A 17,900-nucleotide genomic window follows, 5' to 3' on the forward strand; every position below is an offset into this window, starting at 1 on the left:
CTCTAAGAGCGAGCTTCGCTCGTCTCGACCCCGTAAGAACGGGGTGAGGGAGCGCACTTCCGCCGCGGCCGCTCACCGAGAAACGGCTCGAAGCCGCGAGCTAGTCAGGTCGAAGGCAGGTTACCTGCCCACTCGCCTACCGCTGTCATCCCGGCCTTGACCGGGCGATCCAGTACGCCGCGGCCTATCGGCTCAATAACGACTGTCTCTGGAATACTGGATCGCCCGGTCCATCTGCGCAATTGCGCACAGGCCGGGCGATGACAGTCTGAGGTGGCGCTGCTAACGCGGCTTCGGCATCTTCTTGAACTTCACGCTGTTGCCGTCGGCCTGGCGGGTGGCGATGTAGCCGCCGTCGAGGCAGGCCTCGCGCTGCGGCATCTTCTCCTGCGGGCTGCGTAGCGTATCCCACCACGACGCCCGCTGCGCGGCGCGCGGCAGCGCCGCATCGATGATCGCCTCGATCTCCTCGAAGGTCAGCACGAATTCGGGCAGGTGCTGCTTCTTCAGGTAGTCGCGCAGCGCGTCGTAGTCGTTCACAACAGCCCTCGGTGAACAAGATAAACAATCCCGGCAACCACCCGTTAACCCATTCGGCGGCCGCTGTCGCCACTTAAGGCGACAACAAGGTTTCCCGATGCATGACGGCGCCTGGAGCGTGATGACTTTTCCTTCGAAGCATCATCCCACTCCAGCTTTTTGTTTGAGCATGATCTTTTCGGGAAGACCGCTGCACATTTTTCCGGATCACGCTCTTGGAGTCGGACATGGCATTTCGGCGGGGAAAAGACGCGAGGCGGCGCTGGCGGATATCGGCCCGGCTGCTGATCGTCTCGTCGATTGCGACCGTGCTCGGCTTCTCCGCGATCTGCGCCGGCGTGATGTTCGACATGCGCCGCGGCGAGGAGGAACTGGCCCGCCGCACGCTGGAAAACCTCGCCTCGGGCATCGACGCCGACATCAGCCGCAACATCGAGCTCTACGATCTGTCGCTGCGCGCGGTCGCCAGCAATCTGGAGATGCCGGAGATCCGCAACGTCTCCAAAGAGCTCCGTCATCTGATCCTGTTCGACCACGCCGCCACCGCCAAGCATTTCGGCGCGATCCAGGTGTTCGATGCCGACGGCAACCTCACGATCGACGCCGCAAGCCTCGACCCGCGGCCGGAGAACCGCCGCGATGAAGAGTATTTCACGGTTCACCGCGACCATCCCGATACCGGGCTGTATGTCAGCCGGCCGATGCTGCATCGCAGTGCCTACGCCATCGTGCTGAGCCGGCGCATCACCGACGAGGACGGCCGCTTCCTCGGCGTCGTCGTCGGCTCGATCCGCTTCAGCTATTTCCACGAACTGTTCGGCCGGCTCAACCTGACGCCGGGCGACACCATCACGGTGCTGCGCAACGACCGCACCATCATCATGCGCACGCCGTTCGATCTCGACGTCATCGGCAAGAACCTCGCGGAGGCGCTGGACTGGAAGTCCGACAACCTGAAGCCAGGCGGCGCCTACGCCGGCAAGGGCCCGGTCGACGATACGCCGCGGCTCTATGTCCGGCGCAGCAGCTCGGGCCCGCTCTATGTCGTGGTCGGCAAACCGCTCGAGGCCGTGTTCCGGCTCTGGCATACCGAGGCGATCCGGATCGGCTCGATCATGGCGGCGCTGATCCTGTTCGTGCTCTCGACGGCGCTGGTGCTGGCACGCGAGATCAGCCGCCGCGCCGACGCCGAAGACAAGCTCGAGGAGCTCGCGACCACCGACGCCCTCACCGGGCTGAAGAACCGGCGCAAGTTCGACACCGAGATCGAGCTGGAGTGGCGCCGCGCCATCAGGCACGGCCAATCCGTCGCGCTATTGATGATCGATGCCGATCATTTCAAGGCCTACAACGACACCTTCGGGCACCAGGCCGGCGACCAGGTGCTGGTCGGGATCGCAATCTGCATTTCGGACGCGGTGCGCCGCGCCGGCGACTGCCCGGCGCGGTTCGGCGGCGAGGAATTCGCGGTGCTGCTGCCCGGCGCCAGCGCGCTCGAGGCCTTCGGCATAGCCGAGGCCATCCGCGGCAAGGTCGAGCAATGGTGCGAGGGCGAGCTGATCACGACGGTGAGCATCGGGGTCGCCAGCATGCGGCCGGCCGCCGGCCAGCAATGGGCCGATCTGGTCGAGGCAGCCGACAAGGCGCTCTACGCCGCCAAGGCCAACGGCCGCAACCAGTCGGTGCTCGCCACCGCGCCGAAAATCGCGCTGGTGGCGTAAGCGCCCGGCTTCACGTCCGGACGTTGCGCGGCCGCGCAAGATGATCAGCGCCCAGGAGGGAACCGGCAGCATCGGCATTAACCAAGATGGTATATGGCGATAGGCGGCCGGCCGGCGTAAGCTGATACTTGCAGGTGTGTATTCATCAACGGCAGCGAGGTGTCGCCATGCCATTGTTGGAATTGCCGCACTGGTTGATCATTGCCGGAGCCCTCCTCGTGCTGGTTGGGCTCATTGGCTTGGCCTTCGGCCCGCGGAAAGAAGTCGCACTGGAACCCGAGCTGCTGCCGGGAGACCTCGACGCATGGAAGGCCGAACAGCACCGCTCGGAAGAGCAGAGCAGAAGCGCGGCCTGACCGGCTGAAGCGCCGACAAGTGAGGCGAGCACACTCGTCAGGCTCCCTCTCCCCTTGCGGGAGAGGGTGGGGAGAGGGGTGGCCCCGGGCGCGATGCGAGACATCGGGCAGCGCCAATCAACAAATCAAGCACTCGCGGAAGCGTGCGCTCCTCCAGATCAGCAGCGGAGCAAGCGGCACCCCTCTCCCCAACCCTCCCCCGCAAGGGGGGAGGGAGCCCAGCCAGGGTGCTCCCTTACGACGCGGAGCAAGAGCGCAAACTTACCGCGCGCTCCACGCAACAACGCCTCACTCCCCCAGATACTTCTTCATCTCGGCACGCAACCCGTCGCGCAGGTCGGGGCGCTTGAGGCCGAAGGCGATGTTGGCGCGGAGGAAGCCGGCCTTGGAGCCGCAATCATGGCGCTCGCCTTCGAACTCGACGCCGTAGAATTTCTGCGTCTTGGCAAGCCCGATCATGGCGTCGGTGAGCTGGATCTCGCCGCCTGCGCCGCGCTCCTGAGTGGCCAGGATGTCGAAAATCTCCGGCTGCAGAATGTAGCGGCCGGTGATCGAGAGGTTGGAGGGCGCGGTGCCCTGCGGCGGCTTCTCCACCATGGCATCGACCTCGAAAATCCTGCCGGTACGTTTGCCGACGCTGCAGATGCCGTATTGATGGGTGAGTTCGTCCGGCACCGCTTCGACCGCGATCACGTTGGACTTGTCGCCCAGCGCGCTCGCCGCCTCGATCATCTGCTTCAGGCAACCCGGCGTGTTCAGCACCAGCTCGTCCGGCAGCACCACCGCGAACGGCTCGTTGCCGACGATGTCGCGCGCGCACCACACGGCGTGACCGAGCCCGAGCGGCGACTGCTGCCGGGTAAAGCTCATCGCGCCGGCTGCGGGCTGGCTCTCGGCCAGAATCTCCTGCTCGGTCTTCTTGCCGCGCTGTGCAAGCGTGGTGTCGAGCTCGAACATGCGGTCGAAATGATCCTCGATCACGCCCTTGTTGCGGCCGGTGACGAACACGAAGTGCTCGATGCCGGCTTCCCGCGCCTCGTCGACCACATACTGGATCAGCGGCTTGTCGACGATGGTCAGCATCTCCTTCGGCATCGCCTTGGTGGCGGGCAGCACGCGGGTGCCGAGGCCGGCGACGGGGAATACGGCTTTGCGGATCTTCATGGGATTGTCGTAAGCCTTGCAATGGTTGGGGGTATGCGAAGTCGATCGCATCAGTGGTAACCCGTTTTGCACCCGCTAACAAAGGCGGATGTGTGGTGCGGCATAATTCCGCTGTTCCACCGGGGCAAATCCCGCGGCCAACAGAATTTCGCCGTTGTTAAGTTATTGGAAACCGTGCCGGGGCCTTCTGGAACAGCACCCTTTTTGACAGGCATACGCGAATGCGCTCGACCGGAACATTGCGGACCAATTTTTTCGGCGTGAGTCTGATCGCGCTGGCCCTGCTGTTGCCGGGCGCGGTGCGCGCGCAATCGTCAGGCAACGGCCTGACCAACCTGATCGACAGCATCTTCTCGAAGAACGCGACGCCGCCGCAGGCCGCAACCGGACAAGGCGCGACCGGTCAGGACGGCGCGCCGCCGCCATGGAGCGGCGAGGACGGCGCCTCCGGCCATCCGCTGATGACTGCGGCCGCGATCCGCGAGGCCGCCGGGAATTTCCAGAACTGCGTCGCAGGCATGTGGCCGGACGCCGCGCGGCGCAACATCAGCCGGGAGAACTTCGAGCGCTTCACCGCCGGGCTACAGCCCGATCTGCGCATCATGGATCTTCTGGATTCACAGCCTGAATTCACCAAGGCGATCTGGGACTATCTCGACATCCTGGTCAGCGACGCGCGGCTGGCCAAGGGCCGCGAGATCCTCGCAAAATACAAGCCGCAGTTCGACGCGACTGAAAAAGCCTATGGCGTCGACCGCTACATCATCGCCTCGATCTGGGGCATCGAGTCGAACTATTCGACCCAGGTGGGTGACCGCAGCGTGGTGCAGTCGACCGCGACGCTGGCCTGCATCGGCCGCCGCCAAGCCTATTTCAAGGACGAATTCCTCTCCGCGCTGGAGATCCTCAACCGCGGCGATCTTCGCCCGGAGCAATTGCGCGGCTCCTGGGCCGGCGCGTTCGGTCCGACCCAGTTCATGCCGACCGCCTTCAAGCGCTACGCCGTCGACGGCGATGGCGACGGCCGCCGCGACGTCGTCGACGATCCGAGCGACCTGATCGCCTCGACCGCGAACAATTTGAAGAAGGATGGCTGGCAGACCGGCGCACGCTGGGGCTACGAGGTCGTGCTGCCGCAAAACTTCAACTTCATGCTGGCCGACCGCGCCAAGGCGATGCCGCTGTCGCAATGGGAGCATCTCGGGTTGAAGCGCGCCAACGGTCAGCCGTTCCCGCAACCTGCCGAAAAGGCCTATCTGCTGGCGCCGGCCGGCGCCGAGGGCCCCGGCTTCCTGATGCTGCAGAACTTTCGCGTCATCATGAAATACAACCCGGCCGAGGCCTATGCGCTGGCGATCGGCCATTTCGCCGACCGGCTGCGCGGCGGACCGCCCTTCGTGCAGCCTTGGCCGCGCCAGGAACGGGTGCTGTCGCGCGCCGAGCGGCTCGAATTGCAGCAGCTGCTGGCCCAGCGCGGCTTCTACAAGGGCACGCCCGACGGCCAGTTCGGCGGCCAGACCAGGGAAGCCCTGCGCGGCTTCCAGGCGTCCATCGGGGCGCCGGCCGACGGATTTGCCACCTCCGAGGTGCTGGACCGGCTCCGGGGACGGTAGGGCCGTAGCCTGGTTGGAGCTGTCTTCCCCTTCCCCCTGAAAGGGGGAAGGTTGGGATGGGGGTCGGCCGCAGGCGACGCTTTATCCGGAGAGAGTAGATCCCCACCCGCTTTGCTCTGCGAGCAAAGCGACCTCCCCTTTTCAAGGGGAGGTTTGGGCGACGGCATCTGACGCCCCTGCCCGCGAAAGTAACCGTGAAATCCGATATTTACTGCCAGCCTTGACGGCGGCCGGACCGACCCGATTTATGGTGGAAAAGCTGCCCGCTTGCGGCCCGATTCCGCTAGTATGCTGGGCACGTCCGGAACAGCGACCCGACCTCTCGATGCCGAAGCCAAGATCATTTTTGCGCGTCTTCACCGAAGCCGGCCCGCTGGTCGCGCTGGCGGTTGCGCTCGCGCTGTTGATCGGCATCGCGCAGCCGGCCTCGGCCCAGTTCTTCAACTTCCCGGGCTTCGGCTCGCCGCCGCCACAGCAGCGCCACGCGCCGCCGCAGCAGCGGGGCGGTGGCGGCTGGTTCGGAGGTGACTTCTTCCAGCCGTTCCAGGAGCGGCCGCAGCAAGCGCAGCCGCAGCGGCCGCGCGAGGATTTTTCGCGGGCGCCACCGCCGGCCAAGCGCGAAACCACGGCGGAGCGCAACGTGCTGGTGCTCGGCGACGCCATGGCCGACTGGCTCGCCTATGGCCTCGAGGACGCCTATTCCGAGCAGCCCGACATGGGCGTGATCCGCAAGCACAAGACGGTGTCGGGCCTGATCCGCTATCAGCCCAAGGGCGATCCGGCCGACTGGGCCGCCGCCGCCAGGGGCATTCTCGCGACCGAAAAGCCCGACGCGATCGTGGTGATGCTCGGCCTCAACGACCGCACGTCCCTTCGCGAACCGGTGGTGGAGAAGAAGACCGACAAGAAGGACGACAAGGACAAGAAGGACGCCCGCGCCAAGCCGGATGCAAAACCCGGCGACAAGCCAGATGCAGCCGCCAAGGGTGACGACAGGCCGGTCGACACCGACCTGCCGCAGGACGACGCCGATAACGACGCGCAGGCCACGCACGACAAGGCCGCGCGCTCGCCGAACGGGCTCTACGAATTCCGCGACGACCGCTGGGTCGAGCTCTACAGCAAGAAGATCGAGGAGATGATCAACGTGCTGAAGAGCAAGGGCGTGCCGGTGCTGTGGGTCGGGCTGCCCGCGATCCGCGGCCAGAAGGGCACGTCGGACATGCTGTTCCTCGACGCGCTGTATCGCGACGCCGCCGGCAAGGCCGGCATCACCTATGTCGACGTCTGGGACGGCTTCGTCGACGAGGCCGGCCGCTTCATGCAGAAGGGCCCGGACTTCGAGGGCCAGCCCCGCACGCTGCGCACCTATGACGGCGTGTTCTTCACCAAGGCCGGCGCGCGCAAGCTCGCGCATTATGTCGAGCGCGAGGTGACGCGGCTGCTCGCGGTGCGCACCGGGCCGATCGCGCTGCCGAGCGAACCCGCAACGCCCGACACCAGTGCCGAGCCCGGCAAGCCGTCGCCGCGTCCGCTGGCAGGTCCCGTGCTGCCGCTGGTCGCCTCCTCGATCGGCACCGATCAATTGCTCGGCGGACCGGGCTCGCGGCCCGCCGCCGTCGATGCGCTCGCCGCGCGCACGCTGGTGAAGGGTGAGGCGCTGGCGGCACCCGCCGGCCGCGCCGATGATTTTGCCTGGCCGCGCCGCGAGATCGGCCGCGAGCAGGCCAAGGGCGACGTGCCGGTCGCCGCGACCACGCCGGCCGCACCGGCAGCGCCGGCGAACCCGCCGCCCTCGACCACCGCGATCGCGCCCGATGGCTCGATCATCACGGCCCCGCAGAAGCCGGCGCAGAAGCGGATCTTCCGTCCGGCGCAGGCCCCGCCGCCGCAACAGCAGCAACCGTGGCTGCGCGACTTCTTCGGCTTCGGCGGGCCACAGCCGCAACAACGGCCGTTGGCGCCGCCGCGGCCACCGCGCCCGCCGGGCAATGTCGGCCGCTCGGCATCGGTGCCGAGCAACGCGGTGCAGTAGGCACGCTGCGCTTCATCCACGTCATTGCGAGCCAACGGGTCGGCGCGAAGCGCCGCCCGATGACAGGCTCCGCGAAGCAATCCATTGTTCCCTACGCGCGGAAAGATGGATTGCTTCGTCGCTGCCGCTCCTCGCAATGACGCGGATAGACTGTAGGGCGGATTAGCGCAGCGTAAACCGTCCTCCGCAGCTCAGCCGTAATAGCGCCAGCGCGATGGCGGCGGACGGCGCGGCTGGCGGGTCATCAGCAGCGCGAGCGCAAAGCCGATGCCGCCGGCGATCAAGAGCGAACCGAGCGGATTGTCCTGCACGGTCTGCGCCATCGCCTTCTGTCCTGAGCGGATGGTCTCGCCGCGATGCTCATAGGCATCCTTGGCGTAACTGGCCGCGGTGTCAGCGGCATCGCGCACGGTATCCTTGGCCTGGCCGTAGAGGTCCTGCGCGGCACCGGCCGCCTCGCGCACGCGGCCCGAAGCCTGCGTCTGCTTGTCGTCCGTCATATCGCCGACGGCGCCTTCAGCCTTGCCCGCGAACTCCTTCGCCGTCCCAAAAATCCGATCCTTGTCCATTATGGAAACTCCCTGCATCTATCGGGGAGCTAACCTGCGAACCCTGCGCCTGTTCCTCGGCTAGAGGATCAGCCCGCCGTCGACGATGATGGTCTGGCCGACGACGTAGGAGGCGAGCGGCGAAGCCAGGAACAACGCGGCGCCGGCCATGTCGGCGGGCGTGCCGAGCCGCCGCAACGGAATGCGCTCGAGCGCGCCTTCCAGCCGCTTCGGATTTGCCGTCGTCACCTTGGTCATCTTGGTGTCGACGAGGCCGGGCGCGATGCCGTTGACGCGGATGCCGTCCTCGGCCCAGGCCTCGCCGAGCGTGCGGGTCAGTCCCATCGCGCCGGTCTTCGAGGCGTTGTAGGCCGGATTGCCCATGGTGGAATGATAGGCCGCGGTCGAGCTCACGATGATCAGCGAACCCTTGGCGGCAGCGAGCATCTCGTGGAATTTGGTGGCGCAAGCCATCAGGCTCATCAGGTTGACTTCCATCACCTTGCGAAAACCGTCCATCTGAAATTCCCCGCGGCGGTAAATCACCGCGCCCTGCGCCAGCACCAGCACGTCGAGTCGATCGAACGACGGCTTGAACGCTGCGACCGCCTGCGGATCGCTGACGTCGAGCTGCGCATAAATGAGGCCTGCGAGATCCGAGCCGTCTTCGGCGGAATAATCGCTCGCCTGCGCGCGGGTGCCACAGACGCCAACGCGCGCGCCCTTGGCGCGGAACGCCTGCGCGATACCGTTGCCGATGCCGCTGGAGCCGCCGACCACCAGCACTTGCTTGCCTGAGAAATCGAGCTCGTTCATCGCGCGTCTCCTTGTCGTTTGCCCTTTTCTTGATTGAGCACGATCCTTTTTGAAAAGCCAACGCCGGACTTGCGTTAACCCGCTACTGCAGCGGGCGGATCACGCCGTCGGTTTGACCTGCCGGAGGATCGATGCCAGCCTTGCCGGTCTCACAACGCGCCAAAAAATCAGCGGGGTCCGTCATGTCCGAATTCAAGCAGCTCAGCCGCTCGGTGAAGGGCCTCACCGTTCTCGTCACGGGAGCCGCCAGCGGCATGGGCCGCGCCACCGCGCGCGTGTTCGCCGATGAAGGCGCCAATGTCGCCGTCACCGACCTGACCGAAGAGGGCACGCAGGCTGTGGCGAGAGAGATCGCAGCAGGTGGCGGCTCGGCAAAGGCGTGGACGCTCGACGTTGCCGACCGCGATGCGATCACGAAGGTCGTCAACGATGTTGCCGCGCATTTCGGCGGGCTCGACATCATCGTCAACAATGCCGGCATCTCGGTACGCGTTGCGATCGACGACCCCGCCTACGAGGACGCCTGGGCCAAGGGCATCGCCGTGATGCTGACGGCGCATCCGCGTATCATCCGCGCCGCGCTGCCCTATCTGCGCAAGTCGCGATCGCCGCGCATCGTCAACATCGCCTCCACCGAGGCGCTGGGCGCGACCGCGTTGCACAGCCCCTACTCCGCGGCAAAGGGCGGCGTGGCCAGCCTGACTCGCTCGCTCGCGGTGGAACTGGGACGCGAGGGCATCACCGTGAACTGCATCTGCCCGGGGCCGATCCGCACCGCCATCACCGACCGCATCTCCGAGGAGCACAAGACCCTCTACGCCAAGCGCCGCACCGCGCTTCTGCGCTACGGCGATCCGGAAGAGGTCGCGCACATGACGCTCAGCCTGTGCCTGCCCGCCGCCTCCTTCCTGACCGGCGCCGTGATTCCGGTCGACGGCGGGTTGATGGCGCGGAATGCCTGATCCGCGCGCGGCGGCGAAGCGTTGACAGGCGGCGCGCCGCGAGTAGCCTTCCCTGCAAACGAAGCGGGACAAACCGCCCGCGCAGGGGAGATGTGCCATGACCGTCCTGATCCGGCAGCTGCACAAGCATTTCGTCGGCGAGGTGTCCGGCGTCGATCTGCGCAAGCCGCTGACCAAGCAGGAGGCCGAAGACATCGAGGCCGGCATGGACAAATACGCCGTGCTGATCTTCCACGGACAGGACATCACCGACGATCAGCAGATGGCCTTCGCGCTGAATTTCGGCGAGCGGGAAAAATCCCGCGGCGGCACCGTGACCAAGAAGGAAGACTACCGCCTCACCTCCGGGCTCAATGACGTCGGCAACCTCGGCAAGGACGGCAAGCCGCTGCCGAAGGATCACCGCACCCATCTGTTCAACCTCGGCAACTGCCTGTGGCATTCCGATAGTTCGTTCCGCCCGATCCCGGCAAAATTCTCACTGCTGTCGGCGCGCGTGGTCAACCCGAAGGGCGGCAACACCGAATTCGCCGACATGCGTGCCGCCTATGACGCGCTCGACGACGAGACCAAGGCGGAGATCGCGGACATGATCTGCGAGCACTCACTGATGTATTCGCGCGGTTCGCTCGGCTTCCTCGATTACAGCGACGAAGAGAAGGAGATGTTCAAGCCGGTGCTGCAGCGCCTGGTGCGCACCCATCCGGTGCACGGCCGCAAGTCGCTGTATCTGTCGTCGCATGCCGGCGCGATCCGGGGCATGAGCGTGCCGGAGGCACGGGTGCTGCTGCGCGACCTCACCGAGCACGCCACGCAGAGCGAATTCGTCTACGTGCACAAATGGACGGTGCATGACCTCGTGATGTGGGACAACCGCCAGACCGTGCACCGCGTGCGCCGCTACGATCAGTCGCAGCCCCGCGACATGCGCCGCGCCACGGTGGCCGGCACGCAGCCGACGGTGGCGCAGGAAGCGGCGGAGTAGCTAGCCGCCCTCGTGGCCAAACCTATGGCCGTCGTCCCTGCTTTCTCACTCATCACTCAGCCGATCTTTGCTTAGGGCTGCACGGGAGGTAGGAGGGCTCTCTCCCCCCTTGCGGGGGAGAGTTGGAGAGAGGGGTAAGCCAAAAACACCGCCCGCGCGGCTTACCCCTCTCCCTAACCTCGAGAGCGAGCTCCGCTCGCCTCGGACCCCGCAAGGGGGGAGGGAACCCATCCGGTTGTGCCTTCCTGACCTGTAAGCCCTCGCACGGATGTGTGCATGCCCTGGGGCGAAGGCCGGGATGACGCTAGGATGGAGACAGCTACGCGTGGCCGGCTTCGTTGGAGAGCATGCCGGGATCGATGCCGATCTTGCGCAAGGCGCGGTAATACTTCTCGTCGACGTCGGCGCCGAAGATCAGGTCCGGATCGGAGTCGCAGTGCAGCCAGCCATTGTGCTGGATCTCGGTCTCGAGCTGGCCCGGGCCCCAGCCGGCATAGCCGAGCGCGAGGATCGCGTGCTTGGGGCCGGCGCCCCTGGCGATCGCCTTGAGGATGTCGACGGTCGCGGTCAGCGAGATGTCGTCGTCGATGTTCAGCGTGGCATCCTGGATGTAAAAGTCGCTCGAATGCAGCACGAAGCCCCGGCCGGTGTCGACCGGGCCGCCCTTCATCACCTTCATCATCTCGGCATTTTCCGGCAGCTTGATCTGGTCCGCCTTCTGGATGATGTCGAGCTGAACCAGCAGGCCGGGGAAATCGATGCTGCCGGCCGGGCGGTTGACGATGATGCCCATCGCGCCCTCGGAGGAATGGGCGCACATGTAGATCACGGAGCGCTCGAAGCGAGGGTCGCTCATCACAGGCATTGCGATCAGCAACTGGCCATCGAGATAGCCCTCGTCGGCCGCGTTATGGCCGAGCCCGGCGCCTCTGCCGGGGGCGGTCCTGCGCGTCTTGCCTGTTTTGCCTTCAGGGCTCATCCGCAGAGGCCTCTCCTGCTGATTTGGCATCCTGATATTGGGTGGCCGTTCTGTCAATCAACCATCGCGCCGCGCACGGCGGTGCATCACAAGCAATTCAATGGTTTGCAACGAAAGTTGCAGGTAAAGACGTCTCATGATCGTCACAGTTCCGCTGCGGGCCACAATTCGCGTCGCCGCCATTTTTTCCGTCGCATGTATGGCAGCGGAGGTGCGCGCCGACGATGCATCGCCGTGGCAGCAGGATACGCATTCGGCGGTGCGGCTGATCGCGGGATCGCGCAGCGGCGCGGTGCTGCTCGGCGGCATCGCCTTCAAGCTGCAGGACGGCTGGAAGACCTATTGGCGGACGCCGGGCGATTCCGGCGTGCCGCCGCGCTTCGACTTCTCCAAGTCGGACAATGTCGAGGCTGTCACGGTGATGTGGCCGGCGCCGCGGCAATTCGACGACGGCGCCGGCGGCACCTCGCTCGGCTACAAGAAGCAGGTGGTGCTGCCGCTGCGCATCGTCGCCAAGAATCCGGATAAGCCGCTGGTCCTGCGCGCCGACATCAACTACGCGGTGTGCGAAAAACTGTGCGTGCCGGTGGAAGCCAAGGCCGAGCTCGCGTTCGCGAGCGTCGCCTCGACCGAGGACGCGACGCTGTCGGAAGCCCTCAATGCGGTGCCGAAGCCGGCCAATATCGGCGACCCGATCCCGTTCACCATCCGCGACGTCAAGCGCGACGGCAAGAACGTGCTGGTCGATGTCGCCGCGCCGGAGGGCAAGGATCTCAGCCTGTTTGTCGAGGGCCCGACGCCGGACTGGGCGCTCCCGGTGCCAAAGCTCGTCGAGCACGCGCCATCGGGCGTGAAGCGCTTCGCCTTCGAGCTCGACGGCCTGCCGCCGGGTGCCAAGGCCGACGGCGCCGCGCTGAAGCTGACGCTGGTCGGCGGCGACAAGGCCTACGAATTCAATATCAATTTGAATTGACCCTCCCGGTCGTCCCGGCCTAGGCCGGGACGACAGCGGGGTGCGTCCAACCTAATCTTAACGTTTCGTTGATAGGTCACGGCATTGTCGCCGCTTTGCCGGCGATATGAGGAATTTCCGCTGTGGCCGTGATTCAGAGCCAATCCGCAACTCCCGCGCCGGCAGGCCCGCTCGCGCGCCTGCGCGGGCTCGTTGCGGGCCTGCTCGGCGGCAGCCACGAGGCCTCCGTCACCAAGCGGCTCGCCGGCACCATCTTCATCATCCGCGTCATCAGCGCCGCGATCGCCTATCTGGCGCAGATCCTGCTGGCGCGCTGGATGGGCGCCTCGGACTACGGCATCTATGTCTATGTCTGGACCTGGGTGCTGCTGCTCGGCAGCATGCTGGACCTCGGCATCGCGCCGTCGGCGCAGAAGATCATTCCGGAGTACCGCACCCGCGGCGAACTGGCGCTGCTGCGCGGCTTCCTCTCCGGCGGCCGCTGGCTGACGCTGGCGTCCTCCGGCATCATCGCGCTGCTGCTGGCCGGCGTGGTCCATCTGCTGTCGCCCTGGATGGATCCCAATTCGATCGTGCCGCTCTATATCGGCTGCCTGACGCTGCCGGCCTTCGTCGTCGCCAACACCCAGGACGGCATCGCGCGTTCGCACGACTGGATGCAGCTCGGCCTGATGCCGCAATTCATCATCCGCCAGGGGCTGATCATCGGACTAACCGCCGGCGCGCTGGCGCTCGGCCTCAATCTCGGCGCCACCGCAGCGATGGCGGCGAGCGCCGCGGCGGTGTGGATTTCCATGATCGGCCAGATGATCGTGCTGAACCGCCGCCTCGTCAGCCATATCGAGCCCGGCGAGAAGGCCCACGACGTCAAGGGCTGGCTGGCGACCTCGCTGCCGATCCTGCTGGTCGAGAGCTTCTACCAGTTGCTGTCCTACACCGACGTGCTGATGCTGCAGCAGTTCCGCCCGTCCGAGGAGGTCGGCGTCTACTTCGCCGTGGTCAAGACGCTGGCGCTGGTCTCCTTCATCCACTACGCGATGGCGGCGACGACGGCGCACCGTTTCGCCGAATACAACGCGCTCGGCGACAAGGATCGGCTGTCGGCCTATGTCGCGCACGCGATCAAATGGACGTTCTGGCCGTCGCTGCTCGCTACCGCGGCCCTGCTCGTGGTCGGCAAGCCGCTGCTGTGGCTGTTCGGCCCGAACTTCGTCGGCGGCTACGACATCATGCTGGTCGCCGCGATCGGGCTGATCGTGCGTTCGGCGATCGGGCCGGTGGAGCGCCTGCTCAACATGCTCGGCCACCAGCAGATCTGCGCGGCGGCCTATGCCGTCGCGTTCTTCATGAATGTCGGGCTCTGCATGGCGCTGGTGCCGCGCTACGGCGGCATGGGCGCGGCAGCCTCGACCTCGCTGTCGCTGACCTTCGAGACCATTTTGTTGTTCTACGTCGTGCGCTCGCGGCTCGGCCTGCATGTGCTGGCGTTCGGGAAGCGCTGATACGACAGCGCCTGCGATCGCCAAATCAATTCCCCATCTCACAATAACGAAAGCCGGCCCTGATCCGATCAGGGCCGGCCTTTGCTTGTGGCCGACGATCGGCGGCGCGGATTACTCCGCGGTCCAGCCGCCGTCGATCGAGTAGTTGGAGCCGGTGATCTGCGCGGCGTCGTCGCTGCACAGGAACAGCGCCAGTGCCGCGACCTGCTCGGAGGTCACGAACTCCTTGGTCGGCTGCGCGGCGAGCAGCACGTCCTTGATGACCTGCTCCTTGGTCAGGTTGCGCGCCTTCATGGTCTCCGGAATCTGGTGCTCGACCAGCGGCGTCCAGACATAGCCCGGGCTGATGCAGTTGACGGTGATCTTGTGCTGCGCGAGTTCCAGCGCAGCGGTCTTGGTCAGGCCGGCGATGCCGTGCTTGGCCGAGACATAGGCCGACTTGAACGGCGAGGCCACCAGCGAGTGCGCCGACGCGGTGTTGATGATGCGGCCCCAGCCGCGCTTCTTCATGCCGGGGATGGCGGCGCGGATGCCGTAGAACGCCGACGACAGGTTGATCGCGATGATGGCTTCCCACTTCTCCGGCGGAAACTCCTCGATCGGCGAGACGAACTGGATGCCGGCATTGTTGACGAGGATGTCGACCGAGCCGAAGGTCTTCTCGCCGAGCGCGACCATCTCGGCGATCTCGGCCGGCTTGGTCATGTCGGCCGGCGAATGCACCGCCTTGACCTTGAAGTCGGTCTCGATGCCGGAACGCTCCTTCTCGATGTCGGCCGGCACGCCCATGCCGTTGAGAACGATATTGGCGCCGGCGCCCGCGAAGCCGCGCGCGATCGCCAATCCGATGCCGCTGGTCGAGCCGGTCACAACCGCGGTCTTGCCTGTCAACGTACCCATGTCGATCGCTCCTATTTGCTTGCGGGAGATTTTCCTTCGTCTCCCGTCAGGTCGTAAGTCACCATGGTTTCCCCGGACTGCGGCCGTTCTAGCCATTCTTTGTGACGCATCGACAAATGCACGTCGCGCACACCGGCGCCCCAGTGCTCGACCATCGCGACATGGGAGAAGTCGTAGTCCTTGGAATTGGTCTCGTAGTTCTTGCTCTTGTAGATCAGGTGCACCACCGTGACGGTGTTCTCCTTGGAAGCCTTGCGCAGCAGTTCGACCGACGGATCGTTCTTCAGATAGTCCGGCAGCTTGCCGATCAGGTCGCGCACCGCCATGCGGGCGTTGTGGATCTGCTTGTTCTTGTCGGTGTTCATCCGCGTCCTCGAGGAATAGCGGATGTCCTTTTCGCGCTCGGCGGCCTCCAGCAGCGTCTCGGGCAAGGGTCCGCGCGCGGAAAACAAATCGACCTGGAAGATCAGGAGATCGCGCGTCGTCTCCTCGTCGAGCACGAAGTCGAGCGGGGTGTTGGAGGCGATGCCGCCGTCCCAATAGTGCTCGCCCTCGATCACGACGGAAGGGAAGCCCGGCGGCAGCGCGCCGGAGGCCATGATGTGCTCGGGGCCGATCTTCTTGCCGAGCTTCTTGAACTCGTAATTGTCGAAGTAGCGGAAGTTGCCCGAGGTGACGCCGACCGCGCCGACCGACAGTCGGGTCTTCAGGTCGTTGATGCGATCGAAGTCGACGAGATGCTCCAGCGTCTTCTTCAGCGGCGCGGTGTCGTAATAGCTCAGCGACGACGAGCTGCCGGGCGGCCAGAACGGCGCCGGCGGAATGCGCGGCGTGAAGAAGCCGGGCACGCCGAAGGTCGCGATCAGGGCCGCGCTGGTCTCGTTGAACAGCGAGCGGGCGCGCTCCCCCTTCGCAATCGGATTCCACGACACCGGGGAGGACACCATCTCCCAAAATTCCTTGAGCCGCGGCACCCGGTTGGCCGGCTCGTTGCCGGCGATGATCGCGGCATTGATGGCGCCGATCGAGATGCCGGCGATCCATTCCGGCTCGAAGCCGGCGTGACAGAGCGCCTGGAAGGCGCCGGCCTGGTAGGAGCCGAGCGCGCCGCCGCCCTGCAGAACGAGCACGCGATGCGCTTGCGCGGGCGCCGTGTCCGGCGCGGAATCCGAGGTATTCATTGGAAACCGTTCGGTCAGGAAAACACGTTGCGGCGCAGCGTGGCGGCTGTCGGGCGCGGCGTCAATCTGCGAGATGAGCTCCTATTGAGCGTGATCGTTTCTGAAACCGCATCACACTCTTCCGGATCCGCTCACGCCGAATTTATCGAAATCAGGTTGCCGCCAAAATGAGCGTCCAAAACACCTTGTACTTGGTGTTGGGAGCATAGACCGCCGCGATGCCCATTTTTGTGACACCGCTCTTCAGCATATTGGCCTTGTGCGGCGGTGAATCGCGCCAGCCGGAAAACGCTTCCGCCAGCGTGTGATAGCCGGCCGAGATGTTCTCGACCGCCACCGTTGCCGGATAGCCGCCGGCCTGCAGCCGCTTGCCGAGCGGGGCCTTGACGTCGTGGTCCATCTTGTTGCGGGCGGCCATCGCCTGCGACTGCTGCTCGGCGAGCCTGACCAGGTCGGGGTCGACCACGATGGTCCCCAGCCCGTTGTTCTGACGGTATTGGGAGAACAGGATCGCCGCGGCCTGGTTGTCCAGCACCGCGCCGGGCTGTGCCATGTTGAGATACATGGCCGGTTCTTCCGGGATCTTGGTGTCCGCGGCGCAGCCGGCAAGCACCAGTAGCCCGAACAGGGCGACCATCGTCCGTTTCACGTCTGAAAACCCCCACAAGTTGGCCGGCCGTTGTTGCATACCAACCGTGGCTGAATGGTGAACGGCGGCTAACTTTTGGCGGTCAAAAGCCGTCATTCGGAGGCCTACCGGCATTCGGGGGCTACCGGCCTTTGCTTCCCCCTTCCCCCTGAAAGGGGGAAGGTCGGGATGGGGGTCCGGCCCCAAGCGACGGTGTCCGCGGAGAGAGCGGATCCCCACCCGCTTTGCTCTTCCGAGCAAAGCGACCTCCCCTTTTCAAGGGGAGGTTTCGGCCCGGATCGAGCCGCGCGCTCTACCAGGCCATCCCGTTGACACCGTTGTGCGTTTCTGGCTCCGTCGGTCCGCACTGCCGTCGGGTTGGGGAAGATGATGAGCCAGGAAGCCGCCCTGCCGATCGCCGACCCGGCGACGACACAATCGATCTTCGATTGGCTCGAACGGTTTTCCGCCTGCGTCAGGGCGGTGGATTATGCGGCCGCCCGCCCGTTCTGGCACTCCGACATCATCTCCTTCGGCACCTATCAGGAGCTGATCCGCGGCCGCGCGCGCTGGGTCGAGATGCAATGGGACAATGTCTGGCCGCGCACGGCGGATTTCGCCTTCGATCTCGCCAACACGGTGGTGCTGGCCAGCGCCGACGGCAACATGGCTACAGTGATCACGCCCTGGACCAGTACCGGCTTCCAGGCCGATGGCAGCCGCTTCGATCGGCCAGGGCGTGCGACCATCATTCTCGCGCGTCAGGCCGACGGGCGCTGGCTCGGCATTCACTCCCACATGTCGCTGCAGCGCGGGGTGCCTCAGGACAGCCACGGCAACCGGCCGGTCAAGGCGCGCTAGTCGGGGAGCCCGGATAGGAACGCATAGCCCGGATGGCGCGCAGCGCAATCCGGGGTGGCTTCCCCTTCCCCCTGAAAGCGGGAAGGTCGGGATGGGGGCGGCCCCAAGCGACGGTGTCCGCGGAGAGAGCAGATCC

General features: G+C 65.6%; 17 protein-coding genes. 9 read left to right on the plus strand and 8 right to left on the minus strand.

Translation table 11 applies throughout. The features are described 5' to 3' along the window. Nucleotides 1–282: 282 nt before the first annotated feature. The gene (locus CI41S_RS07085) at nt 283–540 is read right to left on the minus strand and encodes a hypothetical protein (RefSeq protein WP_139858023.1); all 258 of its coding nucleotides are present in this window, start codon (nt 538–540) and stop codon (nt 283–285) included. 227 nt (nt 541–767) lie between these two features. Here CI41S_RS07085 and CI41S_RS07090 point away from each other — a divergent pair, with 227 nt between their 5' ends. Next, nucleotides 768–2,261, plus strand: a complete 1,494-nt coding sequence (locus CI41S_RS07090) for a GGDEF domain-containing protein (protein ID WP_139858025.1) — start codon at nt 768–770, stop codon at nt 2,259–2,261. 167 nt (nt 2,262–2,428) lie between these two features. Beyond that, entirely contained in the window at nt 2,429–2,617 is a 189-nt protein-coding gene (locus tag CI41S_RS07095; RefSeq protein WP_139486810.1) for a hypothetical protein, read from the plus strand. A 288-nt stretch (nt 2,618–2,905) separates the two neighbouring features. Here the strand turns inward: CI41S_RS07095 and galU are convergent, their stop codons facing one another. Beyond that, nucleotides 2,906–3,781 (minus strand): UTP--glucose-1-phosphate uridylyltransferase GalU, encoded by an 876-nt coding sequence (galU, locus tag CI41S_RS07100; protein ID WP_139858029.1) that lies wholly within the window; start codon nt 3,779–3,781, stop codon nt 2,906–2,908. Nucleotides 3,782–4,002: 221 nt separating this feature from the next. Between galU and CI41S_RS07105 the strand changes: the two genes are divergently transcribed. Both CI41S_RS07105 and CI41S_RS07110 read left to right on the plus strand, forming a co-directional pair. Beyond that, nucleotides 4,003–5,394, plus strand: a complete 1,392-nt coding sequence (locus CI41S_RS07105) for a lytic murein transglycosylase (protein ID WP_139858033.1) — start codon at nt 4,003–4,005, stop codon at nt 5,392–5,394. Nucleotides 5,395–5,719: 325 nt separating this feature from the next. Continuing rightward, nucleotides 5,720–7,429 carry an SGNH/GDSL hydrolase family protein gene (locus CI41S_RS07110; protein WP_139858036.1) on the plus strand — a complete coding sequence of 570 codons (1,710 nt, stop codon included), beginning with the start codon at nt 5,720–5,722 and terminating at the stop codon, nt 7,427–7,429. Nucleotides 7,430–7,620: 191 nt separating this feature from the next. Here the strand turns inward: CI41S_RS07110 and CI41S_RS07115 are convergent, their stop codons facing one another. Together CI41S_RS07115 and CI41S_RS07120 are read right to left on the minus strand one after the other, a co-directional pair. Next, nucleotides 7,621–7,998 carry a CsbD family protein gene (locus tag CI41S_RS07115; RefSeq protein ID WP_139858040.1) on the minus strand — a complete coding sequence of 126 codons (378 nt, stop codon included), beginning with the start codon at nt 7,996–7,998 and terminating at the stop codon, nt 7,621–7,623. 60 nt (nt 7,999–8,058) lie between these two features. Then, nucleotides 8,059–8,793, minus strand: coding sequence for an SDR family NAD(P)-dependent oxidoreductase (locus tag CI41S_RS07120; protein WP_139858042.1), 735 nt, complete (start codon nt 8,791–8,793; stop codon nt 8,059–8,061). A gap of 182 nt (nt 8,794–8,975) precedes the next feature. Here CI41S_RS07120 and CI41S_RS07125 point away from each other — a divergent pair, with 182 nt between their 5' ends. Both CI41S_RS07125 and CI41S_RS07130 read left to right on the plus strand, forming a co-directional pair. Then, complete coding sequence (locus tag CI41S_RS07125; RefSeq protein WP_172627935.1) at nt 8,976–9,755, plus strand: SDR family NAD(P)-dependent oxidoreductase; 780 nt, start codon at nt 8,976–8,978, stop codon at nt 9,753–9,755. Nucleotides 9,756–9,852: 97 nt separating this feature from the next. Beyond that, nucleotides 9,853–10,740, plus strand: coding sequence for a TauD/TfdA dioxygenase family protein (locus CI41S_RS07130; protein ID WP_139858046.1), 888 nt, complete (start codon nt 9,853–9,855; stop codon nt 10,738–10,740). 319 nt (nt 10,741–11,059) lie between these two features. On the opposite strand, the gene CI41S_RS07135 is transcribed toward CI41S_RS07130, so the two are convergent. Next, on the minus strand, nt 11,060–11,719 hold the full coding sequence (locus CI41S_RS07135; protein WP_139858049.1) for a YqgE/AlgH family protein: 660 nt from the start codon (nt 11,717–11,719) through the stop codon (nt 11,060–11,062). Between the two features lie 136 nt (nt 11,720–11,855). Between CI41S_RS07135 and CI41S_RS07140 the strand changes: the two genes are divergently transcribed. Both CI41S_RS07140 and CI41S_RS07145 read left to right on the plus strand, forming a co-directional pair. Beyond that, nucleotides 11,856–12,692 carry a protein-disulfide reductase DsbD domain-containing protein gene (locus tag CI41S_RS07140; RefSeq protein WP_139858052.1) on the plus strand — a complete coding sequence of 279 codons (837 nt, stop codon included), beginning with the start codon at nt 11,856–11,858 and terminating at the stop codon, nt 12,690–12,692. A gap of 122 nt (nt 12,693–12,814) precedes the next feature. Next, nucleotides 12,815–14,194 (plus strand): flippase, encoded by a 1,380-nt coding sequence (locus tag CI41S_RS07145; protein ID WP_139858055.1) that lies wholly within the window; start codon nt 12,815–12,817, stop codon nt 14,192–14,194. A gap of 111 nt (nt 14,195–14,305) precedes the next feature. Here CI41S_RS07145 and CI41S_RS07150 read toward each other — a convergent pair whose 3' ends face one another. From CI41S_RS07150 to CI41S_RS07160, 3 genes are all read right to left on the minus strand, one after another. Then, nucleotides 14,306–15,094, minus strand: coding sequence for a 3-hydroxybutyrate dehydrogenase (locus CI41S_RS07150; RefSeq protein ID WP_139480414.1), 789 nt, complete (start codon nt 15,092–15,094; stop codon nt 14,306–14,308). An 11-nt stretch (nt 15,095–15,105) separates the two neighbouring features. Then, nucleotides 15,106–16,275 (minus strand): DUF3734 domain-containing protein, encoded by a 1,170-nt coding sequence (locus CI41S_RS07155; RefSeq protein ID WP_139480413.1) that lies wholly within the window; start codon nt 16,273–16,275, stop codon nt 15,106–15,108. Nucleotides 16,276–16,426: 151 nt separating this feature from the next. Beyond that, nucleotides 16,427–16,924 (minus strand): CAP domain-containing protein, encoded by a 498-nt coding sequence (locus CI41S_RS07160; RefSeq protein WP_139480412.1) that lies wholly within the window; start codon nt 16,922–16,924, stop codon nt 16,427–16,429. Between the two features lie 369 nt (nt 16,925–17,293). Here CI41S_RS07160 and CI41S_RS07165 point away from each other — a divergent pair, with 369 nt between their 5' ends. After that, nucleotides 17,294–17,764, plus strand: coding sequence for a YybH family protein (locus tag CI41S_RS07165; protein ID WP_139858057.1), 471 nt, complete (start codon nt 17,294–17,296; stop codon nt 17,762–17,764). Nucleotides 17,765–17,900 lie beyond the last annotated feature (136 nt).

This window comes from Bradyrhizobium ivorense (assembly GCF_900696085.1).
Classification (GTDB): domain Bacteria; phylum Pseudomonadota; class Alphaproteobacteria; order Rhizobiales; family Xanthobacteraceae; genus Bradyrhizobium; species Bradyrhizobium ivorense.

What these genes read in the sequence shown, in the direction of transcription:
- CI41S_RS07165 (WP_139858057.1), top strand. Translation starts at nt 17,294, where the DNA reads ATGAGCCAGGAAGCCGCCCTGCCGATCGCCGACCCGGCGACGACACAA.
- CI41S_RS07155 (WP_139480413.1), bottom strand. Translation starts at nt 16,275, where the DNA reads ATGAATACCTCGGATTCCGCGCCGGACACGGCGCCCGCGCAAGCGCAT.
- CI41S_RS07105 (WP_139858033.1), top strand. Translation starts at nt 4,003, where the DNA reads ATGCGCTCGACCGGAACATTGCGGACCAATTTTTTCGGCGTGAGTCTG.
- CI41S_RS07095 (WP_139486810.1), top strand. Translation starts at nt 2,429, where the DNA reads ATGCCATTGTTGGAATTGCCGCACTGGTTGATCATTGCCGGAGCCCTC.
- CI41S_RS07130 (WP_139858046.1), top strand. Translation starts at nt 9,853, where the DNA reads ATGACCGTCCTGATCCGGCAGCTGCACAAGCATTTCGTCGGCGAGGTG.
- CI41S_RS07150 (WP_139480414.1), bottom strand. Translation starts at nt 15,094, where the DNA reads ATGGGTACGTTGACAGGCAAGACCGCGGTTGTGACCGGCTCGACCAGC.
- CI41S_RS07110 (WP_139858036.1), top strand. Translation starts at nt 5,720, where the DNA reads ATGCCGAAGCCAAGATCATTTTTGCGCGTCTTCACCGAAGCCGGCCCG.
- CI41S_RS07125 (WP_172627935.1), top strand. Translation starts at nt 8,976, where the DNA reads ATGTCCGAATTCAAGCAGCTCAGCCGCTCGGTGAAGGGCCTCACCGTT.
- CI41S_RS07135 (WP_139858049.1), bottom strand. Translation starts at nt 11,719, where the DNA reads ATGAGCCCTGAAGGCAAAACAGGCAAGACGCGCAGGACCGCCCCCGGC.
- CI41S_RS07140 (WP_139858052.1), top strand. Translation starts at nt 11,856, where the DNA reads ATGATCGTCACAGTTCCGCTGCGGGCCACAATTCGCGTCGCCGCCATT.
- CI41S_RS07120 (WP_139858042.1), bottom strand. Translation starts at nt 8,793, where the DNA reads ATGAACGAGCTCGATTTCTCAGGCAAGCAAGTGCTGGTGGTCGGCGGC.
- CI41S_RS07115 (WP_139858040.1), bottom strand. Translation starts at nt 7,998, where the DNA reads ATGGACAAGGATCGGATTTTTGGGACGGCGAAGGAGTTCGCGGGCAAG.
- CI41S_RS07090 (WP_139858025.1), top strand. Translation starts at nt 768, where the DNA reads ATGGCATTTCGGCGGGGAAAAGACGCGAGGCGGCGCTGGCGGATATCG.
- galU (WP_139858029.1), bottom strand. Translation starts at nt 3,781, where the DNA reads ATGAAGATCCGCAAAGCCGTATTCCCCGTCGCCGGCCTCGGCACCCGC.